General features: G+C 67.1%; 24 protein-coding genes and 1 pseudogene. 13 read left to right on the top strand and 12 right to left on the bottom strand.

Annotated elements, in window-relative coordinates:
• Positions 1–22 precede the first annotated feature (22 nt).
• From PV768_RS11255 to PV768_RS11245, 3 genes are read left to right on the top strand one after another with little or no spacing between them, the layout of a single operon-like run.
• Entirely contained in the window at positions 23–1,450 is a 1,428-nt protein-coding gene (locus tag PV768_RS11255; RefSeq protein WP_421093046.1) for an aldehyde dehydrogenase family protein, read from the top strand.
• Entirely contained in the window at positions 1,447–2,985 is a 1,539-nt protein-coding gene (gene rfaE2, locus PV768_RS11250) for a D-glycero-beta-D-manno-heptose 1-phosphate adenylyltransferase (protein ID WP_321215188.1), read from the top strand. Before PV768_RS11255 ends, rfaE2 begins: the two co-directional genes overlap by 4 nt.
• Before the next feature lie 47 nt (positions 2,986–3,032).
• A complete protein-coding gene (locus PV768_RS11245) occupies positions 3,033–3,968 on the top strand; it encodes a spermidine synthase (protein WP_421093045.1) in 936 nt (311 codons plus the stop codon).
• Between the two features lie 28 nt (positions 3,969–3,996).
• Here the strand turns inward: PV768_RS11245 and PV768_RS11240 are convergent, their stop codons facing one another.
• Complete coding sequence (locus PV768_RS11240; protein WP_421093044.1) at positions 3,997–4,914, bottom strand: LysR family transcriptional regulator; 918 nt, start codon at positions 4,912–4,914, stop codon at positions 3,997–3,999.
• A 132-nt stretch (positions 4,915–5,046) separates the two neighbouring features.
• Here PV768_RS11240 and PV768_RS11235 point away from each other — a divergent pair, with 132 nt between their 5' ends.
• Positions 5,047–6,429, top strand: coding sequence for an MFS transporter (locus PV768_RS11235; RefSeq protein WP_421093043.1), 1,383 nt, complete (start codon positions 5,047–5,049; stop codon positions 6,427–6,429).
• A 79-nt stretch (positions 6,430–6,508) separates the two neighbouring features.
• Positions 6,509–7,258 (top strand): 3-hydroxybutyrate dehydrogenase, encoded by a 750-nt coding sequence (locus PV768_RS11230; protein ID WP_157239474.1) that lies wholly within the window; start codon positions 6,509–6,511, stop codon positions 7,256–7,258.
• Between the two features lie 44 nt (positions 7,259–7,302).
• Here the strand turns inward: PV768_RS11230 and PV768_RS11225 are convergent, their stop codons facing one another.
• The gene (locus PV768_RS11225; protein ID WP_157239472.1) at positions 7,303–7,566 is read right to left on the bottom strand and encodes a hypothetical protein; all 264 of its coding nucleotides are present in this window, start codon (positions 7,564–7,566) and stop codon (positions 7,303–7,305) included.
• 192 nt (positions 7,567–7,758) lie between these two features.
• Positions 7,759–8,151, bottom strand: coding sequence for a winged helix-turn-helix transcriptional regulator (locus tag PV768_RS11220; RefSeq protein ID WP_157239470.1), 393 nt, complete (start codon positions 8,149–8,151; stop codon positions 7,759–7,761).
• A gap of 99 nt (positions 8,152–8,250) precedes the next feature.
• Between PV768_RS11220 and PV768_RS11215 the strand changes: the two genes are divergently transcribed.
• Complete coding sequence (locus PV768_RS11215) at positions 8,251–9,114, top strand: SDR family oxidoreductase (protein WP_421093042.1); 864 nt, start codon at positions 8,251–8,253, stop codon at positions 9,112–9,114.
• A 187-nt stretch (positions 9,115–9,301) separates the two neighbouring features.
• Here PV768_RS11215 and PV768_RS11210 read toward each other — a convergent pair whose 3' ends face one another.
• The 3 genes and pseudogenes from PV768_RS11210 to PV768_RS11200 form a co-directional block, all read right to left on the bottom strand.
• Complete coding sequence (locus tag PV768_RS11210) at positions 9,302–10,783, bottom strand: amino acid permease (RefSeq protein WP_421093041.1); 1,482 nt, start codon at positions 10,781–10,783, stop codon at positions 9,302–9,304.
• 503 nt (positions 10,784–11,286) lie between these two features.
• Positions 11,287–11,499, bottom strand: a complete 213-nt coding sequence (locus PV768_RS11205) for a hypothetical protein (RefSeq protein ID WP_157239465.1) — start codon at positions 11,497–11,499, stop codon at positions 11,287–11,289.
• Positions 11,496–12,059 (bottom strand): annotated as a pseudogene (locus tag PV768_RS11200) (DinB family protein). Before PV768_RS11200 ends, PV768_RS11205 begins: the two are co-directional and overlap by 4 nt.
• Before the next feature lie 263 nt (positions 12,060–12,322).
• Here PV768_RS11200 and PV768_RS11195 point away from each other — a divergent pair.
• The 4 genes from PV768_RS11195 to PV768_RS11180 all read left to right on the top strand — a co-directional run bounded on the left by PV768_RS11195 (position 12,323) and on the right by PV768_RS11180 (position 17,055).
• Positions 12,323–13,129: an IclR family transcriptional regulator gene (locus PV768_RS11195; protein ID WP_421093060.1), complete on the top strand. Its 807-nt coding sequence runs from the start codon at positions 12,323–12,325 to the stop codon at positions 13,127–13,129.
• A 149-nt stretch (positions 13,130–13,278) separates the two neighbouring features.
• Positions 13,279–14,976, top strand: coding sequence for a urocanate hydratase (gene hutU, locus PV768_RS11190; RefSeq protein ID WP_421093040.1), 1,698 nt, complete (start codon positions 13,279–13,281; stop codon positions 14,974–14,976).
• A gap of 87 nt (positions 14,977–15,063) precedes the next feature.
• A complete protein-coding gene (gene hutH / locus PV768_RS11185) occupies positions 15,064–16,656 on the top strand; it encodes a histidine ammonia-lyase (RefSeq protein ID WP_421093039.1) in 1,593 nt (530 codons plus the stop codon).
• A 162-nt stretch (positions 16,657–16,818) separates the two neighbouring features.
• Positions 16,819–17,055 carry a hypothetical protein gene (locus PV768_RS11180; RefSeq protein WP_157239457.1) on the top strand — a complete coding sequence of 79 codons (237 nt, stop codon included), beginning with the start codon at positions 16,819–16,821 and terminating at the stop codon, positions 17,053–17,055.
• Between the two features lie 95 nt (positions 17,056–17,150).
• Here PV768_RS11180 and PV768_RS11175 read toward each other — a convergent pair whose 3' ends face one another.
• From PV768_RS11175 to PV768_RS11155, 5 genes are all read right to left on the bottom strand, one after another.
• Entirely contained in the window at positions 17,151–17,411 is a 261-nt protein-coding gene (locus PV768_RS11175) for a hypothetical protein (RefSeq protein ID WP_323057767.1), read from the bottom strand.
• Positions 17,412–17,548: 137 nt separating this feature from the next.
• Positions 17,549–17,941 (bottom strand): universal stress protein, encoded by a 393-nt coding sequence (locus tag PV768_RS11170; protein ID WP_157239454.1) that lies wholly within the window; start codon positions 17,939–17,941, stop codon positions 17,549–17,551.
• Between the two features lie 48 nt (positions 17,942–17,989).
• Entirely contained in the window at positions 17,990–19,528 is a 1,539-nt protein-coding gene (locus tag PV768_RS11165) for a tripartite tricarboxylate transporter permease (protein WP_157239452.1), read from the bottom strand.
• A complete protein-coding gene (locus tag PV768_RS11160; protein WP_321215197.1) occupies positions 19,528–20,031 on the bottom strand; it encodes a tripartite tricarboxylate transporter TctB family protein in 504 nt (167 codons plus the stop codon). Before PV768_RS11160 ends, PV768_RS11165 begins: the two co-directional genes overlap by 1 nt.
• Positions 20,028–21,038 (bottom strand): Bug family tripartite tricarboxylate transporter substrate binding protein, encoded by a 1,011-nt coding sequence (locus tag PV768_RS11155; protein WP_323057766.1) that lies wholly within the window; start codon positions 21,036–21,038, stop codon positions 20,028–20,030. Before PV768_RS11155 ends, PV768_RS11160 begins: the two co-directional genes overlap by 4 nt.
• Before the next feature lie 348 nt (positions 21,039–21,386).
• Here PV768_RS11155 and PV768_RS11150 point away from each other — a divergent pair, with 348 nt between their 5' ends.
• Together PV768_RS11150 and PV768_RS11145 are read left to right on the top strand one after the other, a co-directional pair.
• A complete protein-coding gene (locus tag PV768_RS11150; RefSeq protein WP_157242746.1) occupies positions 21,387–22,964 on the top strand; it encodes a sensor histidine kinase in 1,578 nt (525 codons plus the stop codon).
• Positions 22,961–23,629: a response regulator gene (locus PV768_RS11145; RefSeq protein WP_104996630.1), complete on the top strand. Its 669-nt coding sequence runs from the start codon at positions 22,961–22,963 to the stop codon at positions 23,627–23,629. The genes PV768_RS11150 and PV768_RS11145 overlap by 4 nt, the downstream gene beginning before the upstream one ends.
• 24 nt (positions 23,630–23,653) lie before the next feature.
• Here the strand turns inward: PV768_RS11145 and hutG are convergent, their stop codons facing one another.
• Positions 23,654–24,628, bottom strand: a complete 975-nt coding sequence (hutG, locus tag PV768_RS11140; RefSeq protein WP_421093038.1) for a formimidoylglutamase — start codon at positions 24,626–24,628, stop codon at positions 23,654–23,656.
• A gap of 179 nt (positions 24,629–24,807) precedes the next feature.
• Here hutG and PV768_RS11135 point away from each other — a divergent pair, with 179 nt between their 5' ends.
• The gene (locus PV768_RS11135; protein WP_157239446.1) at positions 24,808–26,112 is read left to right on the top strand and encodes a cation:proton antiporter; all 1,305 of its coding nucleotides are present in this window, start codon (positions 24,808–24,810) and stop codon (positions 26,110–26,112) included.
• Position 26,113 lies beyond the last annotated feature (1 nt).

Genomic DNA, 26,113 nt, shown 5'->3' with positions numbered 1-26,113 from the left:
CGGAAACGACGGGAGCGACACCATGCCTATCACTGCCATCGAAACAACAACCGACCAAAAATCAGCCGCGCCCGCCGGAATCACCATCCGCAACCCGCGCACCGGCGAGGTCCTCTGGACCGTGCCCGAGGCCGAACCGGACGCCGTGGCCACGGCGGTGGAGGTCGCCCGCAGCGCTTCGCCGGACTGGGCTTCCACTGCCCCGGCTGAGCGGGGGGCCGCGCTCAAGGCGGCAGCACGCGCGCTCGAGGCTGCCGCCCGGGAACTGGCTGGACTGAATGCCAGCGAAACGGGCCGGCCGGTGGACGAGTCGCTGGCGGGGATCGCTGCCGGAGTTTCCACCCTGGAGCAGTATGCCGAACTCGGTCCGGTCCACCGCGGACTCAGCCTTCGCGGCAATGCACTGGCCTCGGATTACACGGTGGCGGAGCCGCGGGGAGTGGCAGCGCTCCTCACCCCGTGGAATGATCCCGTGGCGGTGGCGTGCGGCCTGATCGGCGCGGCGCTGGTCACCGGCAACACGGTGATCCACAAACCCAGCGAACGCTGCCCGCGGCTCGGCGAAGCCCTGGGGGAGGTCCTGGCGCCGGCGTTCCCGCCGGGCGCCTTCCATACAATTTCGGGCGGAGCAGGCGTTGGCGCGCTTCTGGCACAGGCGGAAGTGGACGTCATCGCGCACGTGGGCTCCAGCGCCGCCGGTGCCCGCATTGCCACGGCCGGAGCCCTGACCGGCGCGCATGTCATCCGGGAAAACGGGGGGAACGATCCCCTGCTGGTGGACCGCGACGTCGATCCTGTGTGGGCGGCGGAGCAGGCGGCAATCGGTGCCTTCAGCAACAGCGGCCAGATCTGCGTGGCGGTTGAACGGATCTACGTCCACGAGGACATCGCCACCGAGTTTTGTGCCGCCCTGGAGGCGGAGGCAGCACTCCGCAACGGCAACAGCACGGTGGCCCCGCTGGTGGACGGGCGGATGCGGGACGCCGTCCACGCACACGTGGCCGACGCGCTGCAGCAGGGCGCCCACGCTGTGGAGGGCGGCGCCCTTCCGGACGGTCCGGGCTCCTTCTACCCAGCCACGGTGCTGACCGGATGCACCGAGGCGATGGAGGTCATGAGGGAAGAAACGTTCGGGCCGGTTGCCCCGGTGCAGGTGGTGGAAACGTTCGACGACGGCCTGCGGCTCGCGTGCAGCGGCAGGTATGGACTCGCTGCCACGGTCCTGTCCGGCAATATCGCCCACATCCAGCAGGCGGTGGCCGCCCTTCCGGTGGGCACGGTGAAGATCAACGAGGTGTTCGGCGGTGCCCCCGGCGGCGCGGCCCAGCCCCGCGGCATCAGCGGCGCCGGTTTCGGCTACGGCCCGGAACTGCTGGATGAATTCAGCCGGGTGAAAGTGGTGCACATAGCAGCGCCGCCGGCCGCGGACCCCCGCAAGGACCGGTCGTGAGCACGTTGCCGGAAGCCGGGGACCTCTCGCAGCAGCGGGCACTCGCCGAGTGGCTTCCCGGTCGGCTGGCGGCGGAAAAGCCGGCCATCCTGGTGATTGGTGACGTGATGCTGGACGGCTGGTGGAGCGGCAGCATCGAGCGGCTGTGCCGTGAGGCACCCGCACCGGTCGTGGACATCCAGTCCCGCGAGTCAGTGCCCGGCGGGGCGGCCAACACTGCAATGAACCTGGCCGCCCTCGGGGCGAGGGTGTCCGTTGCCGGCATCATCGGAACGGACGACGCCGGCGCGGACCTCCGGAACCAGCTGGTGGCGGCGGGGATCGACGTCACCTACCTGCTGGACCACCCGGACATGGTCACCACCACCAAGATCCGGATCAGCAGCGGCGGCCAGGTGATGCTGCGCATCGACGACGCGGCCAAGTCCGTGCCCGTCGAAGCGCTGGCGGAGCTGGCCGCGTCGGTGCGGGCCGCCGTCGAGCACCAGGACTCGGTGTTGGTCTGCGATTACGGCACCGGCGTCCTGGCGGACCCTGTCCGCCGTGGCCTGGAAGAGGCCCTGGCGGGCAAAGGGCGCGGGGATGGCGAAGGGCGCCCCATGCTGGTGGTTGATTCGCACGATCCCCGACCCTGGGCGCCGCTCCGTCCGGACCTGGTGACGCCCAACGCGCAGGAAACGGCGCGGATGCTGGACGTGCGGCTGCCCGAGGGGCAGGACAGGGTGGCCGAGGTGGGCAGGCACGCGGATGAGCTGCTGCAGGCTACGGGCGCAAGGGCGGTGGTGGTCACGCTGGACCGTGACGGCACCGTCCTGCTAAGGCCCGACGGCGTCACGCACCGGACGTGGGCCCGTCCGGCGGCGGAGAAGCAGGCGTCGGGAGCCGGCGACACTTTTGTGGCCGCCCTGACCCTGGCCCGCTCAGCGGGCCTGCCGTTGACGGCGGGCCTGGACCTCGCGCAGTCCGCTGCGGACGTGGTGGTGCACCAGCCAGGCACGTCGGTCTGCAGCACGGCACAGCTCAGCCGCTACCTGAAGGCATTCGCGGACACCGCCCTGGGTGCGGATGAACTGGAACGGCAGCTGGAACTGCACCGGGCCGAGGGCCAGCGGATCGTGCTGACCAACGGCTGCTTCGATGTGCTGCACAGCGGCCACACCCGGTACCTCAACCAGGCCAAGCAGCTGGGCGACATCCTGGTGGTGGCGCTCAACAGTGACGGCTCCGTCCGGCGGCTCAAGGGCGCGGGACGGCCCATCAACGGGGTGGCGGACCGGGCTGCCGTGGTGGCGGCCTTGAGCTGCGTGGACTACGTGACCGTCTTCGATACCCCCACCGCGGCCCCGCTGATCCGGCAGCTCCGGCCCGAGGTGTACGCCAAGGGCGGGGACTACACCCCGGAGATGCTGGCCGAAACCCCGGCCGTGGAGGAGTACGGGGGCCGGGTGGCCATCCTGGATTACGTGGCGGAGCGCTCCACCACTGCAGTGGTGAACCGGATCCGCGAAGGTGAAGGGGCCGTGCAGACCAACTAGGGTTGGAGGTTCGAACTGGTTGGGCGGACTGAAGCGGGGCACGGGTAATGGCGAAACGCGGAAAACCGGGGGGCCGCGGCAGCCGTCCGGCGGCGGGCGTGGTGGAAGTGCCGAAGGGGACCCGTCCGAACGGTCCGGTGGAGGGTGTCTACTACGTCGACACCGGGGACTGCGAGCTGATCGCGGACCAGGACAACTCCACCGGCTGGCTCCTGAAGATCAACGGCGTCATGAGCTCGCACATCGACCTGGCGGACCCGCTGTTCCTGGACTTCGAGTACATGCGCTGGATGGCCGCGCTGATCGAGTCCCGCTGGCCGCCGTCGGGCGCTTCCTCCGGCGGCGTGCAGAAACGTGAGGCCCCAAAGCTGCGCGGCCTGCACCTGGGCGGCGGCGCCTGCTCGCTGGCCCGCTATTTCCATGCCGTCTACCCGGACGCCCGGCAGGTGGTGGTGGAGCTGGACGGCAAGCTGGCCGGGTACGTGCGCGGCTGGTTCGACCTGCCCAAGGCGCCGCTGCTGCGGATCCGCGTTGGGGAGGCCCGGGAAGTCACCGAAACCTTGACGGCGGATACCCGCGACTTCATCATCCGCGATGTTTTCGCCGGGGCCGTGACCCCGCGCCCCCTGACCACTGCCGAGTTCAACCAGCACATTAAGCGCGTCCTGGCGCCCGGCGGGCTGTATGTGGTGAACTCCGGCGACGCCCCGGACCTGAAGAACGCCCGGGAGGATGCCGCCACGATCGCGGCCTCCTTCAAGCACACCGTCATCATCGCGGACCCGGCCATGCTCAAGGGCCGGCGCTACGGCAACATGGTGATGGCCGGCAGCGATACACCGTTCGGCGACGATCCGAAGCTGGCCCGGCGGCTCCTGGGCGGTGCCGTCCCGGCGCACCTGTGGGACGACGCGCAGGTCAGGGCCTTCGCGGCCGGAGCCCCGGTCCGCCACGACCCGCCCGCCCCGTCCATTGCTCCGTAGCTGCCGTTTTGAGGCCTGAAAACGGCAGTTACGGAGCAATGGAGGAGGGTTTGCCCCGGCCCAGCAGCTTTTCCCGGTGCGCGGCCACCTGTTCCCGGAGCGCCTGGACTACTGCCGCCACCGCAGGCCTGCGCAGCGAGTCCGGCCGAAGCACCATCCAGTAGGGGAGCAGTTCGGCGATTTCGGCGGGCAGCAGGCGGACCAGGTCGTCGTGGAGGTCGCCCATGAAGCAGGGCAGGAATCCGATCCCGGCTCCGGCCCGGGTTGCCTCCACGTGGACAAAGACGTTGGTGGACGTCACGCCGTCCCGCATCCCGGGCACCAGCCGGCGCGGCGCGTCGAGGTCGTCCACCTGCAGCATCGAATCCACGAAATAGACCAGCGGGTGCTCGTTGAGTTCGGCCACGCTGGCCGGGGTTCCGTGCTCGGCGAGGTAGGCCCGCGAGGCGTACATCCCCAGCATGTACTCGCCCAGCCGCACCGCTTCGGCCCGGTGCACCTGCGGTTCGCCGACCACTACTTCAATGTCCAGCCCCGAGCGCTGCTGCAGCGCCCGCCTTGTCATGGTCACCACCTCTACACACAGCCCCGGGTGGTTCCGCCGCAGCCGCGCCACGGCAGGAGCAGCGATGTAGGCGCTGAACCCGTCCGTCGCGGTCATGCGTACGACGCCGGTAATAGGGTCCGGTTCCTTGCCGGCAGGTCCCAGCGAGCCCATCGCCGCCTCCACCTGTTCAGCTACCTGCACTGCCCGGGTGCCCAGGTCGGTCAGTTCCCAGCCGCCCGCTGCCCGTGCCAGCACCCTGCCGCCCAGCGACTTCTCCAAAGCGGCTATCCGGCGGGACACGGTGGTGTGGTTCAGTCCCAAGGATTGTGCCGCCGTCGTGAATTTCGCTGACCGTGAGACGGCCAGCAGGACCAGCAAGTCGTCCGGATTAGTTTCCATATCTGCAATTCTGCACACAAAGGGTGCCTGTTTGGCCATTGAATCGGAAAGTTTCTGCGGCAATACTCATCTGAGCCCATTGAGTGCTGTGGATCACAGCGCGTGTCGACGTGGACACTAAGGAGAAAACATATGAGCGTAGGACAGCGCTCTGCATCATCGGCCGAGGCCGCCCCTAAGGGCGCCGGCCTCAAGAAGATCGTCGCAGCCTCCATGGTTGGCACCGTCGTGGAATGGTACGAGTTCTTCCTCTACGCCACCGCAGCAACCCTCGTGTTCGGCAAGTACTTCTTCCCTGCAACCGGCAACGAGCTGGACGGCATCATCCAGGCCTTCATCACCTACGCCGTGGGCTTCGTCGCCCGCCCGCTCGGCGGCATCGTCTTTGGCCAGATCGGCGACAAGCTGGGCCGCAAGCCCACCCTGCAGCTCACCATCGTGATCATCGGTGTGTCCACCTTCCTGATGGGCTGCCTCCCGGGCTTCGCCGAGATCGGGTACCTCGCACCGGCGCTGCTGGTGTTCCTCCGTTTTATCCAGGGCTTCGCGCTGGGCGGCGAATGGGGTGGCGCCGTGCTTCTCGTCGCCGAGCACAGCCCCAACAAGTCCCGCGGTTTCTGGTCCAGCTGGCCCCAGTCCGCCGTTCCGGTGGGCAACCTGCTGGCCACCCTGGTGCTGTACATCATGTCCTCCACCCTCAGCCAGGAGGCATTCCTGGGCTGGGGCTGGCGGGTGGCCTTCTGGCTCTCGGCCGTGATCGTCTTCGTCGGCTACTACGTCCGCACCCACGTCACTGAAGCGCCCATCTTCCTGAAGGCCAAGGAACTGGTGGAGCAGGAGCAGGCCGTCAGCTACGGCGTCTTTGAGGTGGTCCGCAAGTACCCCAAGGGCATCCTGCAGGCCATGGGGCTGCGCTTCGCGGAGAACATCATGTACTACCTGGTGGTCAGCTTCGCGATCGTCTACCTCAAGAGCGTCCACAAATACGACACTTCCTCGCTCCTGTTCGCCCTGCTGATTGCCCACGTCATCCACTTCCTGGTGATCCCGCAGGTGGGACGGCTTGTGGACAGTTGGGGCCGGAAGCCGGTCTACCTCATCGGTGCCGTCGCCGGCGCCACCTGGCCCTTCTTCGCCTTCCCCATGTTCGACACGAAGAATGCGGTCATTATTGTGCTCGCGGTGACCATCGGCCTGTGCCTGCACGCGTTCATGTATGCCGGGCAGCCCGCCATCATGGCCGAGCTCTTCCCAACCCGGATGCGCTACGCAGGGGTGTCGCTGGGCTCGCAGGTCACCTCGATCGTCGCCGGCTCGCTGGCCCCGCTCCTGGCCACCCAGTGGCTTAAGGACACCGGCTCATGGGTTCCCACCGCCATCTACCTGCTGGTGGCATGCGCCGTCACCATCGTGGCGGTGTTGAGCCTCAAGGAAACCAAGGGCATAGCCCTTGAGGACGTGGACAGGGCCGACGCCGAACGCGAAGGCCTGGCGGTAGCAGCCGCCACGCGCTGAGCTGCTTGGGTTTGGCCTGCTCCGGTGCTGCCGGAGCAGGCCGGTTCGTTGACAATTTTTGAACTGGAAGGCTGGGTTAATGGAAAACACGCTGAACGGCCGCAAGGCACTGGTTACCGGTGGAGCAGGCGGCATCGGCGCTGCCAGTGTCCGCGCCCTCGCCGCGCGGGGGGCCAAAGTGGTGATCGCGGACGTAGATGAGGAGGCTGCGGCAGCACTCGCGGACGAGGTGGGGGGCACCTCCTGGGCCGTGGACCTGCTGGACGTGGATGCCCTCTCGGCCCTCAGCCTGGACTGCGACATCCTGGTGAACAACGCAGGAATCCAGCGCATCAGCCCCATCGAGGAGTTTGAGCCGGCCGACTTCCGCCGTCTCGTCACCCTCATGCTTGAGGCGCCGTTCCTGCTGATCCGTGCGGCGCTGCCGCACATGTATGCCAACAACTTCGGCCGGATCATCAATCTTTCTTCGGTACATGGAATACGGGCGTCCCCGTTCAAGAGCGCATACGTGTCGGCCAAGCACGGGCTGGAAGGGCTGAGCAAGGTGACGGCGCTCGAGGGCGGGGCACACGGCGTCACCTCCAACTGCATCAACCCGGGCTACGTGCGCACGCCCCTGGTGGAGTCGCAGATAGCAGACCAGGCCAAGGTCCACGGCATCCCCGAAGCCGAGGTGCTGGCGAAAATCATGCTGACCGAGTCCGCCATCAAGCGTCTCGTGGAGCCGGAAGAAGTGGCCTCCCTGGTCGCCTGGCTGGCGTCCGACCACGCCGGAATGGTGACCGGCGCCAGCTACACCATGGATGGCGGCTGGTCGGCGCGCTAGCAGGGCTCTGTTTGGCACCCAAAAAGCTGGGCCGGCCCGCGGGGCTAGTCCAGCTTTTTGAGCTGCCGGTGGTCGTAGAAGAACACGCCGTGGACGGTGTCCACACCCACGGAAGTGCCCTGCAGGAACACCACCAATCCCTCGCGGCGCCCCTTGAAGGGGTCGTCCGCCACTACGGCATCACCGATTTTGTAGGGAGACCGGGGGGCGAAGGACCTTGTAATCCGGTTCCATGCCTGCACCAGCACGTGGCCCAGGCTGACGGGCTGGCCCAGGCTGGACGGGTCCAGGACAACGGTTTTGACCATGCGTACCACTCCTCGAAAGCGGCAGAGGCCGCTCACCCGCGGTGCAGGTTGCCGGAACGCTCCCAGCAGAGGGCGGCCCTCCCATTCCGGCTAAGCACCTTACGCCTAAGCTAGGCGCTATTCACATCAGTCACACCAGTAACAAGTACTCATTTCCTGGCGGCGCCGACACTTGCCTTCGGATCCCCTGGTTCAACGTTGGCCGTTGACGATGTCGTCCGCGTTCTCGAAGGCCCACGCCACCAGCGGAACCAGCAGGGCACTCAATTCGTAGCCGCGTTCGGTGAGGCTGTAGTCCACCCGCGGCGGAATCACCGGCTGCGCCTCCCGGCGGACCAGGCCGTCCCGCTCCAGCGTCTTAAGCGTCTGGGCCAGCATCTTTTCGCTGATTCCCTCCGCCCGGCGCCGCAGGTCGCTCCACCGCTGCTCACCCTCGGACAGGGCGAGCAGGATCAGGACGCCCCACTTGCTGGTGATGTGGTCCAGCACTGTCCTGCTGGGACACCCCGCCGGGAAGACGCCGTCGGCAAGGGCCACGGGAAGGGGCGCCGCCTGCACGGCGGTCCTGGCGGCACTAACTTTCATGTCAGTACCTTACCTTAAAGTGCGTACTCTCTTTCGGGAAGTATTCCGGAATGGGTGTGGTTGTGAACCATGACAGACACCCCATCGGAAGGAATTTTCATGAGCATCGTCATCACCGGAGCAACGGGCCAGCTGGGCCGCCACGTCGTCGAAGCACTGCTGGAGCGCAACGTTCCCGCGGAGGACATCGTGGCTGCGGGCCGTTCCGTGGAAAAGCTGGCCGGCTTCGCCGAGAGGGGCGTTCGGGTCAAGGCCATGGACTACGCAGATGCCCGTTCAGTGGCGGCAGCCCTGAAGGGCGCCCAAAAGGTGCTCCTCATCTCCGGCAGCGAGGTGGGCCAGCGGGTGGAGCAGCACCGCACAGTGATCGAGGCGGCTAAGGCAGAGGGCCTTGAGCTGCTGGCCTACACCAGCATCGCCAATGCCGACACCACCGGCATGAGGCTGGCGGCTGAGCACCAGGCCACGGAAGCTATTTTGCGGGAGTCCGGCGTTCCTTTCGTCCTCCTGCGCAACGGCTGGTACCTGGAGAACTACACGGACCAGCTGCCCGGCACGCTGGCGCAGGGTGGCCTGGCCGGCAGCGCCGGAGACGGCAGGGTCAGCGCAGCGTCCCGCGTTGATTATGCCCACGCCGCTGCTGCTGTGCTCGTCGCCGAAGACCAGGCGGGCAGGATCTACGAACTGGGCGGTGACAACGCCTTCAGCATGGCGGACCTTGCAGCCGAAATCACCGCTGCCACCGGCAAGGCCATCATCTACCAGGACCTTCCCGCGCCGGAATACGCCGGAATGCTGGCCGGGTTCGGAGTGCCGGAAGCATTCGCGGACATCCTGGCCGATTCCGATCTCGGCATTGCCCGGGGCGACCTCCTTGTCAGCACCGGGGACCTGCGCAGGCTGATCGGCCGCCCGGCAACGTCGCTGTCCGAGGCTGTGCGCGCGGCCGCTGCGGCTGCCTGACCCCATCCCCCGCGCAGCCCCGACGCTCTCTCACTTAACGCGCACTTTGGGCCAACGCTCTCTCACTTAACGCGCACTTTGGGCCAACGCCCTCTCACTTTCCTCAAGCGAGTGAGCGAGCGTTGGGTCATAACCGGCATTAAGTGAGAGAGCGTCGGGTGGGCGTTGGGCCGGGAGGTTCTTTGCTTTAGGGGCCTGTGGTGACCACCGGCAGCGGCGAGGTCTCGTCCACAAGCTCCGCCCGCCGTCGTCCGTCACCCCTTACCCACAGCCGGTACGCCAGGACCAGCAGCGCCAGCCAGGTCCCGCCTACGTAGAGCGCGATGCGCGAGTCCTCGAACGCACCCAGGACCGCGATCACCAGCGCCATAAAGGCGATGGTGACAAGGGATGCGGCGGGCCACCACGGCGAAGGGAATTCCGACGGCGGCAGGCCAGCCCGCGCGATTTCCCGCTTCATGGCGACGTGCGAGGCGAGGATCATCACCCACACCCAGACGGTGGCGAAGGTGGCGATGGAGGCTATGAGGACAAAAACGTTTTCCGGGATGACGGCGTTGAGGACCACGCCCACCAGGAGGATCGCGGCCATGATCACCACCGTCATCCAAGGGACGCCGTGCCTGGACACTTTGCCGAAGGCGGAGGGAGCGTGGCCTTGGCGGGACAGGCCGAAGAGGATGCGACCGGCGCCGAAGATGTCGCTGTTGATGGCGGACAGCGCCGCGGTGATCACCACGGCGTTGAGGATGTGCGGTGCCGCCGGGATGCCCAGCCCGCTGAAGATCTGGACGAAGGGGCTGCCATTGCTGCCGATCCCGTCCCAAGGGAAGAGGCTCATGAGTACCGCCAGCGTCAGGACGTAGAACAGCAGGACGCGCACCGGAACAGTATTGACGGCCTTGGGGATGACCTGTTTGGGGTTGGCCGCCTCTCCGGCTGTGATGCCGAGCGTCTCGATACCACCGAACGCAAACATCACGACGGCGAAGGATGCGAGCAGCCCCTCAAAGCCGAACGGGAAGAATCCCCCGTGCTCTACAAGGTTCCCGAGGCCCGGCGCAACAGTTGAGCCTCCGGCCTGGAAGCCGAAAACGATGATGGCCGCACCGCCGGCGATCATGGCGATGATGGCCGCCACCTTGACCAGCGAGAACCAGAACTCCAGCTCGCCGAAGACCTTGACGCTGAGCAGGTTGAGCCCGGCGAGGAAAAGGATGATGGCCAGGATCCAGATCCAGCGTTCAACCAGGGGGAACCAGAAGCCCATGTAGATGCTGAATGCGGTGACGTCGGCGATGGCCACGATCGCCATTTCGAAGACGTAGGTCCAGCCGGTCACAAAGCCGGCCAGCGGGCCTAGGTAGCGGCTGGCGTACTGGCCGAACGAGCCGGAGACGGGATGCCGCACGGCCATCTCGCCGAGGGCCCGCATCACCATGAACACCGCCGCGCCGCCGATGATGTAGGCCAGCAGGACGGCAGGGCCGGCTTTTTGGATGGCCGAGGCCGAACCGTAGAAAAGGCCCGTGCCGATCGCCGAGCCCAGCGCCATGAACCGGATGTGGCGCACGTTCAGGCCCCGATTGAGGACGCTTCCGACGGCGGATCTTGCGGTTTGCTGTGCGGCCGGACTTTCGTTCCGGGTTGGGCTTGGTGCTTGTTGCATGCGAATAACCTTCTCGTCATTGGGAGGGGAACCGCTAACCAGCAGACCACTTTGCCGGGCGACGTGATGAGCCTCACGGGGCCTCGGTGTCTTTCATTCCAGATTGGACGGGTCGCTGCCTTTCGGTTCGGATGGCGCGGGCCATGGACGGGTTATCCACATACGCACGGATACTGGATGATCCTCGCAGGCCCCTCCGGGACGCTGGAGGCATGGGAAGCAAAGCAGGCTGGGAAACGGAACACAGAAGAGCCCTCGAGGCAATCCTCCGGGCACTCTATGGTGCCTTAGTGCGGGATGCCGCAGCAGAAAATAGTCCGCCATCGGCCTATGGTCGTACCGTGGATGCGGTTGCCAGGAAGGGCTTTAAGTTGGCCCAGCTCGCAGAGTATGTACGCATTCAAGCCAGGATCGAGGCTGTGAAAGTCACGCTCTACGCAGGATATCCGGGTACCCCGGATCCGGTCCCTCCAGCGCCTTCATCGCCGGGGAATGGCCACACTTCAGGGCTCGAAGGTGAGCCCGCGCTCGGCGGCGGCCGCCTCAAGGATCCGGACGGCCTTCGGGCCGATGCCGTGCATTGCCAGCAGCTCCAGGCGGCCCAACGAGGCGGCCTCGGCCAGTGAGGTGACGCCCGCCCGCATCAGGGCACTGTTGGCAGGCCGGCCAACAGGGGGCAGGTCCCCGATCTGTGCAGGAACATCCCGCGTGCTCATGCCTGCCTCGCCGCGGTTTCGATGGCTGCGCAGTGGGCGGCCCATTCCTCCGGGCTGCGCCTGGTGAGGTTCGGATCCCCTGGACGCTGCCCCGCCCTGCCGTCGATGAGTTCTCGCAGGATGTCTGCATGGCCCAGGTGATGGGCACGTTCGGCAACCATATGGACCAGGTCTGGTGCAGGGTGACGTTGCGCCGCTCCTCCGGCCACCATGGAACTGCTCCGGGGGCGTCAGCGGGCAATGCTTCGCTCGCTGTGAGCCGCGGCGAAGTGGTGCAGTTCGATGATGTCCGCTCGGGATTCGTCAGCGGTCGCCCACATGTCCGAATCCGGTGCGGCGCCGTCGTCCAGCCATGGGAGGTGCCTCCCGCTGGGGCGGCCGAACACCACGCCGAAATAGTCCACCTCCACGCTGGCCACATGTTTGACCAGGCCGAGCAGGTTGGTGCCGGTTGGCGTCAGTGGCCGGCGGACGTCGTATTCACCCAGGCCATCCAGCTTGCCGAGCAGGCTGTCACGCCTGACCCGGAGGTAGTGGTGAAGGGTCTCTTTTTCATCCATGACGGGACTCTACCCAACTGCAACGGCTCCAGCGGCCTTCGTTCGGGGTCGTGGACGGCCTAAGGCCCAGCGCAGGGCAGCAAGGTTGATGGAGGGCGGCAACTGTCCGGTATACCAGACATATTGGCCGCGTTCCTCCGTGTGACGAGCCCCCCGGTGGCGCAAGCTTAAGTACGGGATCCCGGATATCGCCGGGCTTTACCGAGGGGCGATGAGGAGGACCGGTGTTAACTACCGAACCAGGGCCGCAGGCCGGCAGCGGGATGAAAGCTGCGCCAAAGGCGGCCTCAAAGGTGACGTCCAAAGTCCCTGCCGCCGAAAACACGCTGCGCATCCTCAAACTGCTGGCTTCGCGGCGGGGGCCGATGGCGGCGTCGCAGATCGCTTCATCCCTGGGCCTGCCGCGCTCCAGTGTCTACCACCTGCTGGGCGTAATGGAGGCGAACGGTTTTGTGCTCCACCTGCATGAGGAACAGCGCTACGGGCTGGGCATCAGCGCCTTTGAACTCAGTTCCGCTTACTCCAGGCAGGAGCCCCTGTCGAGGCTGGGCCGTCCGCTGCTTGCCTCCCTCGTGGATGCGGTTGGCGAGAGTTCCCACCTGGCCGTGCTTCATGGCCGGGACGTGCTGTACATCGTGGAGGAGAGGGCCAAAAACCGCCCCTCCCTGGTGACGGACGTCGGCGTCCGCCTTCCCAGCCACCTCACCGCCAGCGGCCGTGCCATCCTTGCGGCGCTGCCCAAGTCCCAGGTGCGTGCGCTTTACCCCAATGCCGCGGCCTTTACCGCCAGGCATGAGGTGGAAGGCGCCATCATGAAGTACTCGGCACTGTCCTCCCACCTGGACCAGGTCAGGCAGCGCGGCTACGCCACCGAACACGGCGAGGTCACGCCCGGTTTCGGCTCCATCGCCGCCGCGGTCACGGACCACCTGGGATGGCCGACGGCGGCAGTCGCCGTGACGTTCCTCGAGGACAAAGTGCCGGCGGAGCAGTGGCCGGGGCTGGCCGCGCGCGTCCAGAAGGTGGCCGACGAACTCTCGGTCCGGCTCCACGGCCGCCCCGCAAAGTAGCCCGGCGCCGGGAGGGGAACAGGTCTGGAATCCCGGACAGCACCCCCTCGAAAGCCCTGTCCGGGCCGTCACGGACGGGCTTTAGTTGATACAGAACCTCTTCGCATCACCGCGAACACCACACTCGCCCTACACACGAAGGAGCCACCATGGCACCCGCCGATTTCACCACCGGTGCCCGCCCGGTCAAAGCAGCCCGCGGCACCACGCTCACCGCCAAGTCCTGGCAGACGGAGGCCCCGCTGCGCATGCTGATGAACAACCTGGACCCCGAGGTCGCCGAACGCCCCGATGACCTGGTGGTCTACGGCGGCACCGGCCGCGCCGTCCGGTCCTGGGCAGCGTTCGACGCCATCACCCGCACCCTGGAAACCATGGAAAAGGACGAGACCCTCCTCGTCCAGTCCGGCAAGCCGGTGGGTGTCTTCCGCACCAACGAGTGGGCCCCCCGCGTCCTGCTGGCCAACTCCAACCTGGTGGGTGACTGGGCCAACTGGCCCGAATTCCGCCGGCTCGAGGCCGAGGGCCTGATGATGTACGGCCAGATGACCGCCGGGTCCTGGATCTACATCGGCACCCAGGGCATCCTGCAGGGCACGTTCGAGACCTTCGCAGCCGTTGCCCGGAAACTCGCCGGGGATGAGAACGGCACCCTCGCCGGGACCCTGACCCTGACCGGCGGCTGCGGCGGCATGGGCGGCGCCCAGCCGCTCGCCGTCACCCTGAACGAGGGCGCCTGCCTGATTGTCGACGTCGACGAGACCCGCCTGCGCCGCCGCGCCGGCAAGCGCTACCTCGACGAGGTGGAAACAGACCTCGACGCCGCCATCGCCAAGGTCCTGGCGGCCAAGGAAGAGCGCCGCGGCTGGTCCGTGGGCTACGTCGGCAACGCCGCCACCGTCTTCCCCGAAATCCTGCGCCGCCACAACGCGGGCGAACTCACCGTCGACATCGTCACGGACCAGACCTCGGCGCACGACCCGCTGAGCTACCTCCCAGAGGGCATCACCGTTGAGGAATGGCACCGCGAAGCCGCGGCTGACCCGGAGGGATTCACCAAGAAAGCCCAGGCCTCGATGGCCAAGCACGTCCAGGCCATGGTCGAGTTCCAGGACGCCGGCGCCGAGGTCTTCGACTACGGCAACTCCATCCGCGACGAAGCCCGCAAGGGCGGGTACACCCGCGCCTTCGAATTCCCCGGCTTCGTCCCGGCCTACATCCGCCCGCTGTTCTGCGAGGGCCTCGGCCCGTTCCGCTGGGTTGCCCTGTCCGGCGACCCCGAAGACATCCGCGTCACGGACGAAGCCATCAAGGAACTGTTCCCGGAGAACAAGCACCTGCACCGCTGGATCGACGCCGCCCAGGAACGCGTCGAGTTCGAAGGCCTGCCGGCCCGGATCTGCTGGCTCGGCTACGGCGACCGCGCCAAGGCCGGCCTGCTCTTCAACCAGCTCGTGAAGGACGGCAAGGTCAAGGCCCCCATCGTCATCGGCCGCGACCACCTCGACTCCGGCTCCGTCGCCTCGCCGTACCGCGAGACCGAGTCCATGGCCGACGGTTCCGACGCGATCGCTGACTGGCCTCTGCTCAATGCCCTGCTCAACACCGCTTCCGGCGCCACCTGGGTCTCAATCCACCACGGCGGAGGGGTAGGCATCGGCCGCTCGATCCATGCCGGCCAGGTCTCCGTCGCCGACGGCACCGACCTCGCCGCGCAGAAGCTCGAACGCCTCCTCACCAACGACCCCGGCATGGGCGTCATCCGCCACGCCGACGCCGGCTACGACCGCGCCGTCGACGTCGCCAAAGAGCGCGGCGTCCGCATCCCCATGAACGAGACACACTAACCAACCCCACATCGATTGCTCCGCACCTGTCGTTTAGAGCCCGCAATACGACAGGTACGGAGCAATCGATCCACAGAAGTAGGAACCATGACCGCAATAACCCACGAACCGCTGACCGTTACCCTCGGGTCCAGCGGCGTTACGCCCGAGGACGTGCTCGCCGTCGCGCGCCACAACGCGAAGGTGACCATCTCCCCGGAAGCCCTGGACACGGTGGCAAAAGTCCGCGCCCACATCGACGAGCTCGCAGCCAGCGACGTCCCGGCCTACGGAATTTCCACCGGCTTTGGTGCCCTGGCCAACCGGCACATCCCGAATGAGCTGCGCACCCAGCTGCAGAAGAGCCTGATCCGCAGCCACGCAGCCGGCATGGGACCGGCAGTGGAGCGCGAAGTGGTGCGCGGCATCATGTTCCTGCGAGCCAAGACCCTGGCGTCCGGCCGCACCGGCGTCCGACCCGTGGTCCTGCAGACCATGGTGGACGTGCTCAACGCCGGCATCACGCCGCTGGTCCGCGAGTTCGGCTCGCTCGGCTGCTCGGGCGACCTCGCACCGCTGTCCCACTGCGCCCTGGTGCTCATGGGCGAGGGCGAGGCGGAAGGACCCGACGGCGTGACGTACGGCGGCCGCGGCGAACAGCCTGTCGCGGTACTGCTTGCAGAACACGGCATCGAACCGGTCACCCTCGCGGAAAAGGAAGGCCTGGCCCTGGTCAACGGCACCGAAGGCATGCTGGGCATGCTCCTCATGGCCATCGCGGACCTTCGCCAGCTGCTGACGACGGCGGACATCACCGCGGCGATGAGCGTCGAGGCATTGCTGGGCACCGACCAGGTGTTCCTGCCGGAGCTGCACGCAGCGCTTCGTCCGCATCCGGGGCAGGCCGCCAGCGCCGACAACATGCTGCGTGTCCTGTCCGGTTCCCCCATCGTCGCTTCCCACAAGGTTGGCGACAACAGGGTCCAGGACGCCTACTCGCTCCGCTGCGCCCCGCAGGTTGCCGGCGCCGTGAGGGACACAGTGGACCACGCGGCCCTGGTGGCGTCCCGCGAACTGGCGGCCGCCATCGACAACCCTGTGGTGCTGCCTGACGGAACGGTCAGCTCCAACGGCAACTTCCATGGTGCGCCGGTGGCCTACGTGTTGGACTTCCTGGCCATCGCCGTCGCGGACCTGAGCTCCATCGCGGAACGCCGGACGGACAGGATGCTGGATCCGGCCCGCTCCCACGGCCTGCCGGCCTTCCTTGCGGCCGACCCCGGCGTGGACTCAGGGCTGATGATTGCCCAGTACACCCAGGCCGGCCTGGTCTCGGACAACAAGCGGCTTGCTGTTCCCGCCTCCGTGGACTCCATCCCCAGTTCCGCCATGCAGGAAGACCACGTCTCGATGGGCTGGCACGCCGCACGCAAACTGCGGAAGGCGGTGGAGAACCTGCGCCGGGTCCTCGCCATCGAGCTGGTGACGTCGGCACGCGCCCTGGACATCCGCAGCCGGCTCTCCGGTGGGGTCCTGACGCCGGGGCCGGCGGGCGCCGGCGTCGTCTCCGCTTTGCGCGGCGTGGTGGACGGGCCGGGGACGGACCGCTTCCTGTCACCCGAGCTCGAGGCTGCCGACAGGCTGGTGGCCTCGGGCGAGGTGCGCAGGGCGGCCGAATCCGCCGTCGGAATCCTCGCCTGAATCCGAAGAATCTTCAGGGCGTGCGCACTCGGCGTCCACTTGGTGGAATTTCATCCGACACGTTCCACCGCGGGGCGCCGAGTGTAGTAGAACTGAAGATGTAGTGAAAGTCACATCAAAGAGGCTGTGGCGCAGAACGTATACAAAGGGGTAGAAGTTCAAATGAAAGCTCGTGGGGCAGTCTTATCAAGGCGAAACGCCCATTCCGCCGCTGTTTCCGACTGGAGGACCCTCAAGGCCGGGGACCACGTGGAGATCATCAAGCATGCGCACGTGGTTGCCGCCGGGGAGGTGGAGGAGGTGTCCCAGAGCGGAAACGTTCTGTGGCTGGTGCCGGCCGGTCCGTCGGAGAAGCAGCTCTTCCTCAAATCCGACGGCGTGCAGGTGCGCCGCGGCTAGCAGCCCCAGGAAGCACAACAACAGAAATCCCCGCCTACTGCTTGCGCAGGGCGGGGATTTCTTTTTGTCCGGGCATGCCCCGGCAGGATTGCCGGTCAGGCGGCGATGGCCTCGTAGGTTTCGCCGAACGGTACCGATTCGTCCAGGGCTACGGTGTAGCGGCCCGGATGCAGCCTGGTGACCAGGATGCCGCAGGAGGCTTCCTGCGCGGCGACCTCGATCAGCTCGGACACGGCCTCTTCCAGGCCGGCGTGGACTTCGCGCGCGTTGGAAAACTCCAGGTCGATGGACCTGGCTGCCGAGGCGTCGGCGCGGGAGGAAACGGCGGGGACGCGTTCCAGGGTGGCTGTAGTCATTTGGGAGAACTTTCTGTGTTTCATGCCTAAGGGCCCTGCCATTCTACCGGCTGCTCCCGCAAAATGTCAGATGACTGCTCTTTGACTGCCCCGCTTGCCCCCGTTTTCACCGCCGGGAACGCATCACCGCGGCAGCGTTAACCGGCCTTCACCGCCAGGACCGGGCAGTCGGCCTCCAGCAGGATCCGCTGCGACACGCTGCCCATGATGAGCTTGCCCACCGGCGTCCGCCGGCGCAGTCCGATCACGATCAGTTCGGCATTGTGTTCCTCCGCGGCGTCCAGGACTTCGGCCGCGGCGTCGTGGCCGCGGACCGGCTGCTTGATCACGTGCTGGATGCCCTGGATGGCCAGGCGGTCCTCGATGCTTTGGATCTCCGGCTCCTGGGCATACCGGTTGTCCACCAGCGCGTCGCCTTTGGACGAGTTGATGACCAGCAGCGTGGTGTTGCCCTTTCGGGCTTCGGCAATGGCCTGGGTCAGGGCAGCTTCACCCTCGGGGGTTGGGACGTATCCCACCACGATCGTCATGGTATCTCCTTGTGTTTGCAGGATGCGGGGTTAGGGTGCCGGCGGGGACTAGTCGCTGGTGTCTGCTGCGCCGGAATTGGCGGGAACCAGTGAACGGCCCGCCGGGCGGTTCCGCCGCACCAGTTTGTAGAGCAGCGGCCAGAGCAGGATCAGCCCCACAATGACGTAAATAACGACGGCGATCGGCTCGCTGAAGAGCCCTGCCGGGTCGCCTGCGCTGAGCTGCAGGGTCTTGCGGAGCTGGCCTTCGATGCGCGGCCCCAGGATAACGCCAAGGATGAGCGGCAGCACCGGCAGCCCGAACCGGCGCATCATGAACCCGAGGGCGCCGAGCACCAGCAGGATCACCAGGTCGAACGCCTGCAGGTTCACCGAGTAGGCGCCCAGCGTGGCAAAGAAGAGGATGCCGGCGTACAGGTACGGCCGGGGGAGCTGCAGGAGCTTGGCCCACAGGGGTGCCAGCGGCAGGTTGATCAGCAGTAGCAGCAGGTTGCCGATGAAGAGGCTTGCGATCAGCGCCCACACCAGCGGTCCCTGGCTGGAAAACAGCTGCGGGCCCGGCTGGATGCCGTACGAGGTGAAGGCTGCGAGCATGACGGCGGCCGTGGCGTTGGTGGGCAGGCCCAGGGCCAGCATGGGCGTCAGGGTGCCGGCGGCGGCAGCGTTGTTGGCTGCTTCCGGCCCGGCGACGCCCTCGATGGCGCCCTTGCCGAACTCTTCCGGGTGCTTGGTGAGGCGCTTCTCGGTGACGTAGGAAAGGAACGTGGGAATCTCGGCGCCGCCGGCGGGGAGGGCGCCGAACGGGAAGCCGAAGGCGGTCCCGCGCAGCCACGGCTTCCAGGAACGGCTCCAGTCCTTCTTGCCCATCCAGGGCCGGCCCACCGGGATCACATGCAGCGGAGTGCGGCGCAGGTGGGCGGCAACCCACAGGGCTTCGCCCACGGCAAAGATGGCCACGGCCACCACCACGATGTCCAGGCCGTCCGCGAGCAGCGGCTGGCCGAAGGTCAGGCGGCGCTGGCCGGTGACCGAGTCCATGCCCACCAGGCCGATGGCCAGGCCAAGTGCCAGCGAGGCGAAGCCGCGGAGCCGCGACGAACCCAGGACCGCGGTGACGGCCAGCAGGGCCAAAACCATGATGGCGAAGTAGCTGGGCGCACCCAGGCTCACGGCGAACTTGACCACGATCGGTGCGCAGACGGCCAGCAGCGCGGTGCCGATGGTGCCCGCAACGAACGAGCCGATCGCCGCCGTCGCAAGCGCCTGCGCCGCCCGGCCCGCCTTGGCCATCTTGTTGCCCTCGATGGCGGTGACCACGGAGGACGATTCGCCGGGGGTGTTTAGGAGGATCGACGTGGTGGAACCGCCGTACATGCCGCCGTAGTAGATGCCGGCGAACATGATGAAGGCGCTGGTGGGCTCAAGGGCGTAGGTGACGGGCAGGAGCAGGGCCACGGTCATGGCCGGGCCGAGCCCGGGGAGGACGCCGACGGCGGTGCCCAGGATCACGCCGATCACGGCGTAGAGGAAATTCATGGGGGTGAGGGCGGTGGCGAAACCGTCCATCAGTGAGGACCAGACGTCCATCAGAGGATTCCTTCCAGGAGTCCGGCGGGCAGGGCGATGCCGAGGCCGAGGTAGAAGCCGTAGAAGGTCAGCAGGGACAGGGCTACGGAGATGAGCCCGTCGCGGATGTAGTGCCGGCTGCCCAGTGCCAGGACGCTGCCCCAGAACAGGACGGTGCCGGAGATGACCCAGCCGGCCCAGTCGATGAGCAGGATGTTCAGGATGAAGGCTCCTGCCAGGGGCAGGATGGTTTTCCAGTCGGCGGGGTGGGTGAGGTCAACATCCTCGCCGCCTTCCGCCTCGCCCTGGCCGCCCCGCATCACGTTGATGGCCAGCAGGACAGCGCATGCCACCAGCAAGCCGGCCACGATGTACGGAACTGTTTTGGGACCCACGGGGTCCGACTGGGAGTACGGGGTCACCAGGCCGTTGGCGTCCAGGAAGACAAGGACGCCGGCCGCGCCGAGCAGGAGGGAAACTCCCAGCTCGGCGCGGCCCTTAAGGCCTGTGGTCAGCGAGGTCACGCCAACCCAAGCTTGGTGAGGACGTCCGCCACCCGCTTGTCCTGCTCGGTAAGGAACGTTTCGAACTTCTCGCCGGTGATGAAGGCGTCCGTCCAGCTGTGGGTCTTCAGCGCTTCCTTCCAGCCCTCGGTCGCGTGCATCTTCTCAAGGGCGGCGATCAGGGATGCCTTGTCCTTGTCGCTGATGCCCGGAGGGGCCACGATGCCGCGCCAGTTGGTGAACACCAGGTCGATGCCTGATTCCTTCAGCGTCGGGGCGTCGACGCCCTCGAGCCGCTTTTCGCCGCTGGTGGCCAGGACCCGGACTTCACCGGACTGGATCTGCTGCAGGTATTCGCCGGCGCCGGAGGCTGCAAAGCCAAGCTTGTTGCCCAGGATGGCGGGCAGGAGGTCCCCGCCGCCGTCGTAGGAAACGAAGTTCACCTTGGTGGCGTCAATGCCCACGGCGCCTGCAAGCTGCATGGGCAGCAGGTGGTCCGGGCCGCCCGGTGAGGAGCCGCCGCCTACGGAGATGGAGCCCGGGTCAGCCTTCCAGGCCTTCACCAGGTCGTCGATGGTCTTGTACGGGGAATCCTTGCTGACCATGATGGCGCCGGGCTCTTCGATGAGCCGTGCAAGCGGGGTGGTGTCGGTCAGCTTGGACTCGGACTTGTTGGTGTAGCTGGCGCCCACCACGCCAAGGCCCATGAGCATGGCGAGGTCGCCGTTGCCCTTTTCGTTGACAACGCGGGCCAGGCCCACGGTGCCGCCGGCACCGGCGAGGTTGAAGACCTCTGTGTTGGTGGAGATCTTCTCGTCGTCGAGGACCTTGGCTGCGGCGCGTGCGGTGGTGTCGTAGCCGCCGCCCGGGGTGTTGGGGACCATGATCTGCAGTCCGGTAATGGGCCCGGCAGCAGCGCCGGAGCTTTCCGAACCGGTGGAGCTCTTGCCGGTGGCACCGCAGCCGGTGGCCATCAGGGCGATGCCGGCAGCGACGGCGGCGACTCGCAATGCGCGGATCTGGCGCATGGTGTTCCTCTTCTCAGTAATGCAATTCTCTACAGGATGATCAGCGGACCTGATCTGTGCTTCCGATGCTAGGGCCCGCCGTGACGGACCTCACTCTTGTGTACGCAGAGAAAGTTAAGTTCATTGCGTTCACGTTTCCGGCGCCCCACCGGACAACCACCTCGGCGCCGTACAAGGCCCCCGCCGGCGCCTCCCGCCGAAGCCAGGGCGCCGGTGGGATATAGTTCCCGTTACTGCCGCAGGGCCGGCCCGCGCGCCAGGAACAGGCACGGCGCCGGGAACACGCACGGCACCAGGAACAGGCATCAAGAAACAAAAGGAACCCCCGCAGTGACTCGACGAAGAGGAATGTCCCTCGCCGGGCAGTACCTTGTGCTGCAGTTGCTGATTGTCCTGGCCGTGCTGGTGGCGGTGGTGGCCATCTCGCTTGCCCAGTCCGCTGCCGCCTTTGAACGGACTGAAGGCCGCAGGGCCCTCTCGGCCGCGGAAGCGCTCGGCAACAATCCTGCGGTGCGGGCGCTGCTGCCGGACGCTGAGCCGCGTGTCGGTTCAGCGCTTCCCGCAGTAGCGGAGTCGGTCCGCACCGTCTCGGGCTCGTCCCATGTCACGCTCGCGAAGCTGGACCGCACGGTGGTTGCGGCGTCGGATCCAAGCCTGCTGGGGGAGCCGCTGGAACTGGGCGCCAGCAGGGTCATGGAAGGGCGCGCCTGGACCGGTGTGGTGGACCAAGGCGGCAACGCCGTCCTGTCCGCGCACGTTCCGGTCCTCGATGATGCTGGAAAGATGATCGGGATTGCCGCCATCGGCCGCAACTATCCGTCCACCCTTGAACGGCTGGGCGACGCGGTCCCCAACCTCCTGACGTACCTCGGCGTAGCCAGCGTCCTGGGGGTGGCGGGGTCCCTGCTGCTCTCCCGCCGGGTCAAGCGGCAGACCCTCGGCATGGAGCCCAGCGAGATCACCGGGCTGGTGGAGAACCGGGAGGCGATGCTGCACGGCCTGAAGGAAGGCGTGGTGGCGCTGGACCCCAATGAGCGCATCACGGTAGCGAACGACAGTGCGCGGGAACTCCTTGGGCTGCCGCCGGACTGCGTGGGCAGGAAGCTCGGATCCCTTCCCGTGGACCCGGCGCTCAAGGTGGTCCTGACCCGTGAGCAGCCGGACCCGGACCAGCTGGTCCTGGTGGGGGAGCGGCTGGTGGTGCTCAACCGTGTTCCCATCCGGTCCCGCGGCCGGGACATCGGCTCGGTCACTACCCTCCGGGACCGGACGGAGCTGTCCTCCCTCGAACGTGAGCTCGGTGCCACCCGGACCGCCACGGACACGCTGCGTGCCCAGGCCCACGAGTTCGCCAACCAGCTGCACGTCATCTCCGGCCTGATCCAGATCGGCGAATACGATTCCGTGGTGCAGTTCGTCAACGGCGCCACAGTGGACCGGACCAGGCTGAACGACGAAGTGACCAGCCGGATCCAGGACCCTGCGCTCGCCGCACTGCTGATTGCCAAGTCCAGCCTCGCCACGGAACGCGGAGTGGCGCTGCAGCTTGACCCGGCGTCCGCGCTGGGCCCGGTCAGCGACGAACTGTCCCGCGACCTCACCACGGTGGTGGGGAACCTGGTGGACAACGCGTTCGACGCCGTGACGGGACTTCCGGAGGCCGCCGTCAGGGTGCTGGTGGAGGACGGCAAGGACCACGTCACCGTCACGGTGCGGGACACCGGACCGGGCGTTCCGGGCGACGCCGTGGAGGACATCTTCCGCCAGGGGTTTTCCACCAAGGAGGCGGGCCCGGCCGAGGGCCGCGGATTCGGGCTGGCCCTCTCGAGGGTGGTCTGCCGGCGCTCCGGCGGGGACCTCACGGTGGCCAACGACAACGGAGCAGTCTTCACCGCACGGCTGAGGAAAGGGGCAGTGAAGCCATGATCAACGTGCTGATCGTCGATGACGACTTCATGGTGGCGAAGGTCCACGCCGGCTTCATCCAGCGGACGCCGGGCTTCGCCGTGGTGGGCGTGGCCCACACCGGTGCACGGGCAGTGCTCGAAACGGAACGGCTGCAGCCGGACCTGGTGCTGCTGGACATCCACCTGCCGGACATCAACGGGCTGGAGCTCATGCACCGGCTGCGCGAGGTGGCCCCGGAGCTCGACGTGCTGGTGATCAGCGCCGCCCGGGAAGTGGAGACCGTCCGCAAGGCCCTCCGCGGGGGCATTGTGCACTACCTCATCAAGCCGTTTTCCCAGTCGGACCTCCAGGAGCGGCTGGAGCACTACCGGAGCGCCTACCATGGCCTGGACTCGGCCAAGGATGTGGCCGAGCAGTCGGACGTCAACCGCGTCTTCGGCCTGGACCGCACGGAGCGGCCGCTTCCCAAGGGCTGCAGCATCGAAACGCTCAAGCTCGTGGAGGCCACCCTCAACGCCGCCGAAGGTGACCTTTCCGCGGCCGAGGTCGCGGAGCAGCTGGGAACCTCCCGCGTCAGCGCCCGCCGCTACCTGGAATACCTGCACGACGAGGGGACGCTGGAGGTCAGGCTCAAGTACGGCGTGGGCCGTCCGGAGCGGCGTTACGTCCTGAAAGGCAGGTAGCCCGGCCCCGGGGATGCGCCCGGTTCAGCGCAGCAGGGTGTCCAGCAGCCGCGCGGCAACCCGGGCGGTCCTGCCATCGATATCAAATTCCGGGTTCAGCTCGGCGATGTCGAGATGCAGCAGCTTCCCCGACCCCGCCACCTGCCGGCACACTGCGCTGATGACGGGCAGCGGCACGCCGAACGCTGCGGGTGCACTCACGCCCGGCGCCACCGCGGCCGGCAGCACGTCAAGGTCGATGGTCAGGTACAGCACGTCGATGCCCGCCAGGAACCCCGCCACGAAGTCCCGGACGCGCTCTGCCCCGCAGTCCTCGTCCGGCAGGTACTGGACGCCCAGCTCCCGGGCAGTATCGAAGAGGGCGCGCGTGTTGTTGGGTTCGGAAATTCCGACGACGGCGTAGCGGAAGTCGCGCCCGGCGGCGGCTTCCGCGCGGGCCATTTGGAGGAACGGCGTCCCCGAGCTGGGTGCGGGCTCGTCCCGCAGGTCGAAATGGGCGTCCAGGTTCAGGATGCCAAGCCGCTGGCCGCCCTGCACCGCGGCGGACGAACTGACCCCCAGGTAACTGGCATACGCGGTTTCATGGCCGCCGCCCAGCACCGCGGGGAGTTGCCCGGCGTCGAGCAAAGCAGCGACAGCCCTGCCGGCGCGTTCCTGGCCGGTTTCAAGGGCGCCGCCGGACACCACAACATCCCCTGCGTCGGCCACGGTCCGGTCGAGGTGGAACGCCAGGGGGCCCAGGGCCTGCCGGATGGCTGCCGGCGCGGCCGCCGCGCCGGTGCGGCCCTTGTTCCGGCGCACGCCCTCATCGCTGGCGAAGCCAAGCAGGACGGCCGGTTTTGGCGTGTGGACCGCGCCTTCGCCGCCCGCACCCGCCTCCGCCCCGCCGTCGTAGGGAACCATCGCCTGCCACCAGCGGCGGTGGCTGGCGTCGTCGCCGTCGAACCTGCCCGTCCAGGGCTGGGGCGGGACATCAACGGCAGGTATCGGAGGGGTCATATCCCAAGCTCACCGTAATTGGACAGCTAAAACCAGCAGCGCCGCCGTCGACCTGTCTGGAATCGAAGATCATCAGCGCCTGCCGGCAGCAGGGGCTATTGTGGATCAGTCCCTCCCCGGGGACCGAACCACCTTGCCTGCGCCGAACGGGCGCAAAAAACAGGCCGGAGAACAGCTTTATGTTTGAAGCCCCCAACATCCTGTTTGCCGCCGCCGGCGTCGCAGTGTTCGTGGCCGCAGTGCTCCCCAAGCTGCTGCGCAACATGCCCTTTTCCATGCCGATGGTCTTCCTCGGAGCGGGTATGGCTGCTTTCGCCCTGATCCCCACCCTTCCCGACCCGGACCCCTTGGCGCACAGCGACTTTGCCCTTCATCTCTCGGAAGTGTGCGTGATCATCTCGCTGATGGGCGCCGGACTGGCGCTGGACCGGCCGGTGGGCCGCCAACGCTGGGCCACCACCTGGCGGCTGCTGGGAATCGCTATGCCTCTTTGCATCATTGGGCTCACGCTGCTGGGGCTGTGGTTCCTGGGCCTGGGCCTTGGTGCAGCACTGCTGGTGGCCTCAAGCCTTGCACCCACGGACCCCGTCCTCGCCTCCGAAGTGCAGGTGGGTGAGCCCGCGGACCACGACGACGGAACCGACAAAGAGGACGAGGTGCGCTTTGGCCTCACCTCGGAAGCAGGACTCAACGACGGGCTGGCCTTTCCCTTTGTCTACCTGGCAATCGCCATCAGCATCGTTGGGTCATCCCCGTTGGCGTGGTTCCCGGAGTGGTTCGGCGTGGACGTCCTGTGGCGGCTGGCTGTCGGACTGCTGCTGGGCTTCCTGACCGGAAAGTTGCTGGCACGGATTTTCTTTTCTGCCCGCGCAGACAGCCTGCGGCTGTCCAACCATTCCGAGGGCTTCGTGGCCCTCGCCGCCACGTTCCTGACCTACGGTGCCACGGAGATGGTGGAGGGCTATGGCTTCATCGCGGTCTTTGTCTGCGCTGTGACCATCCGGGCCGCCGAGCATACCCACGGCTACCACCGGGTGCTGCACTCCTACGTGGAGCAACTGGAGCGGCTCCTGACGGTGGTGATCCTGGTCCTGCTGGGCGGTGCGATCGCCCGCGGCCTGCTGGAAGGGATCGGCTGGGCAGAGGTGCTGGTGGCACTGGCATTCCTGCTGGTGATCCGCCCCCTGGCGGGCTGGGTGGGGCTGCTGGGCGGCAAGACCGGCCCGCGGGAGCGGATTGCGCTCTCCTTCTTCGGGATCCGGGGGATCGGCTCGCTGTACTACCTGTCCTATGCGCTGGGCAAAGGAAAGTTCGCTGACCAGGCGGAATGGCTCTGGGCGTTCGTGGGGCTGGTGGTGGCGCTGTCGATCGTGGTCCACGGCGCCACCACCTCACCGCTGATGAACAGGCTGGACAGGCTCCGCGAGAAGAAGGCCCGCGCAGTGTCCGGTGATGAGGGGCTGGCCCCCAACACCCCCGTGTAGG

This window comes from Pseudarthrobacter sp. CC4 (assembly GCF_048957775.1).
In the GTDB taxonomy this organism is placed as follows: Bacteria; Actinomycetota; Actinomycetes; order Actinomycetales; family Micrococcaceae; genus Arthrobacter.
Note: the sequence above shows the minus strand (reverse complement) of the source record. Positions and strands in the feature narration are given on the sequence as shown.

Coding starts and splice junctions, on each gene's coding strand:
- PV768_RS11150 (WP_157242746.1), top strand. CDS start 21,387: ATGTCCCTCGCCGGGCAGTACCTTGTGCTGCAGTTGCTGATTGTCCTG.
- hutH (WP_421093039.1), top strand. CDS start 15,064: ATGACCGCAATAACCCACGAACCGCTGACCGTTACCCTCGGGTCCAGC.
- PV768_RS11180 (WP_157239457.1), top strand. CDS start 16,819: ATGAAAGCTCGTGGGGCAGTCTTATCAAGGCGAAACGCCCATTCCGCC.
- hutU (WP_421093040.1), top strand. CDS start 13,279: ATGGCACCCGCCGATTTCACCACCGGTGCCCGCCCGGTCAAAGCAGCC.
- hutG (WP_421093038.1), bottom strand. CDS start 24,628: ATGACCCCTCCGATACCTGCCGTTGATGTCCCGCCCCAGCCCTGGACG.
- PV768_RS11240 (WP_421093044.1), bottom strand. CDS start 4,914: ATGGAAACTAATCCGGACGACTTGCTGGTCCTGCTGGCCGTCTCACGG.
- PV768_RS11170 (WP_157239454.1), bottom strand. CDS start 17,941: ATGACGATCGTGGTGGGATACGTCCCAACCCCCGAGGGTGAAGCTGCC.
- PV768_RS11215 (WP_421093042.1), top strand. CDS start 8,251: ATGAGCATCGTCATCACCGGAGCAACGGGCCAGCTGGGCCGCCACGTC.
- PV768_RS11175 (WP_323057767.1), bottom strand. CDS start 17,411: ATGACTACAGCCACCCTGGAACGCGTCCCCGCCGTTTCCTCCCGCGCC.
- PV768_RS11220 (WP_157239470.1), bottom strand. CDS start 8,151: ATGAAAGTTAGTGCCGCCAGGACCGCCGTGCAGGCGGCGCCCCTTCCC.
- PV768_RS11245 (WP_421093045.1), top strand. CDS start 3,033: ATGGCGAAACGCGGAAAACCGGGGGGCCGCGGCAGCCGTCCGGCGGCG.
- PV768_RS11225 (WP_157239472.1), bottom strand. CDS start 7,566: ATGGTCAAAACCGTTGTCCTGGACCCGTCCAGCCTGGGCCAGCCCGTC.
- PV768_RS11155 (WP_323057766.1), bottom strand. CDS start 21,038: ATGCGCCAGATCCGCGCATTGCGAGTCGCCGCCGTCGCTGCCGGCATC.
- PV768_RS11195 (WP_421093060.1), top strand. CDS start 12,323: ATGAAAGCTGCGCCAAAGGCGGCCTCAAAGGTGACGTCCAAAGTCCCT.
- PV768_RS11135 (WP_157239446.1), top strand. CDS start 24,808: ATGTTTGAAGCCCCCAACATCCTGTTTGCCGCCGCCGGCGTCGCAGTG.
- PV768_RS11205 (WP_157239465.1), bottom strand. CDS start 11,499: ATGAGCACGCGGGATGTTCCTGCACAGATCGGGGACCTGCCCCCTGTT.
- PV768_RS11235 (WP_421093043.1), top strand. CDS start 5,047: ATGAGCGTAGGACAGCGCTCTGCATCATCGGCCGAGGCCGCCCCTAAG.
- PV768_RS11255 (WP_421093046.1), top strand. CDS start 23: ATGCCTATCACTGCCATCGAAACAACAACCGACCAAAAATCAGCCGCG.
- PV768_RS11165 (WP_157239452.1), bottom strand. CDS start 19,528: ATGGACGTCTGGTCCTCACTGATGGACGGTTTCGCCACCGCCCTCACC.
- PV768_RS11145 (WP_104996630.1), top strand. CDS start 22,961: ATGATCAACGTGCTGATCGTCGATGACGACTTCATGGTGGCGAAGGTC.
- PV768_RS11230 (WP_157239474.1), top strand. CDS start 6,509: ATGGAAAACACGCTGAACGGCCGCAAGGCACTGGTTACCGGTGGAGCA.
- PV768_RS11210 (WP_421093041.1), bottom strand. CDS start 10,783: ATGCAACAAGCACCAAGCCCAACCCGGAACGAAAGTCCGGCCGCACAG.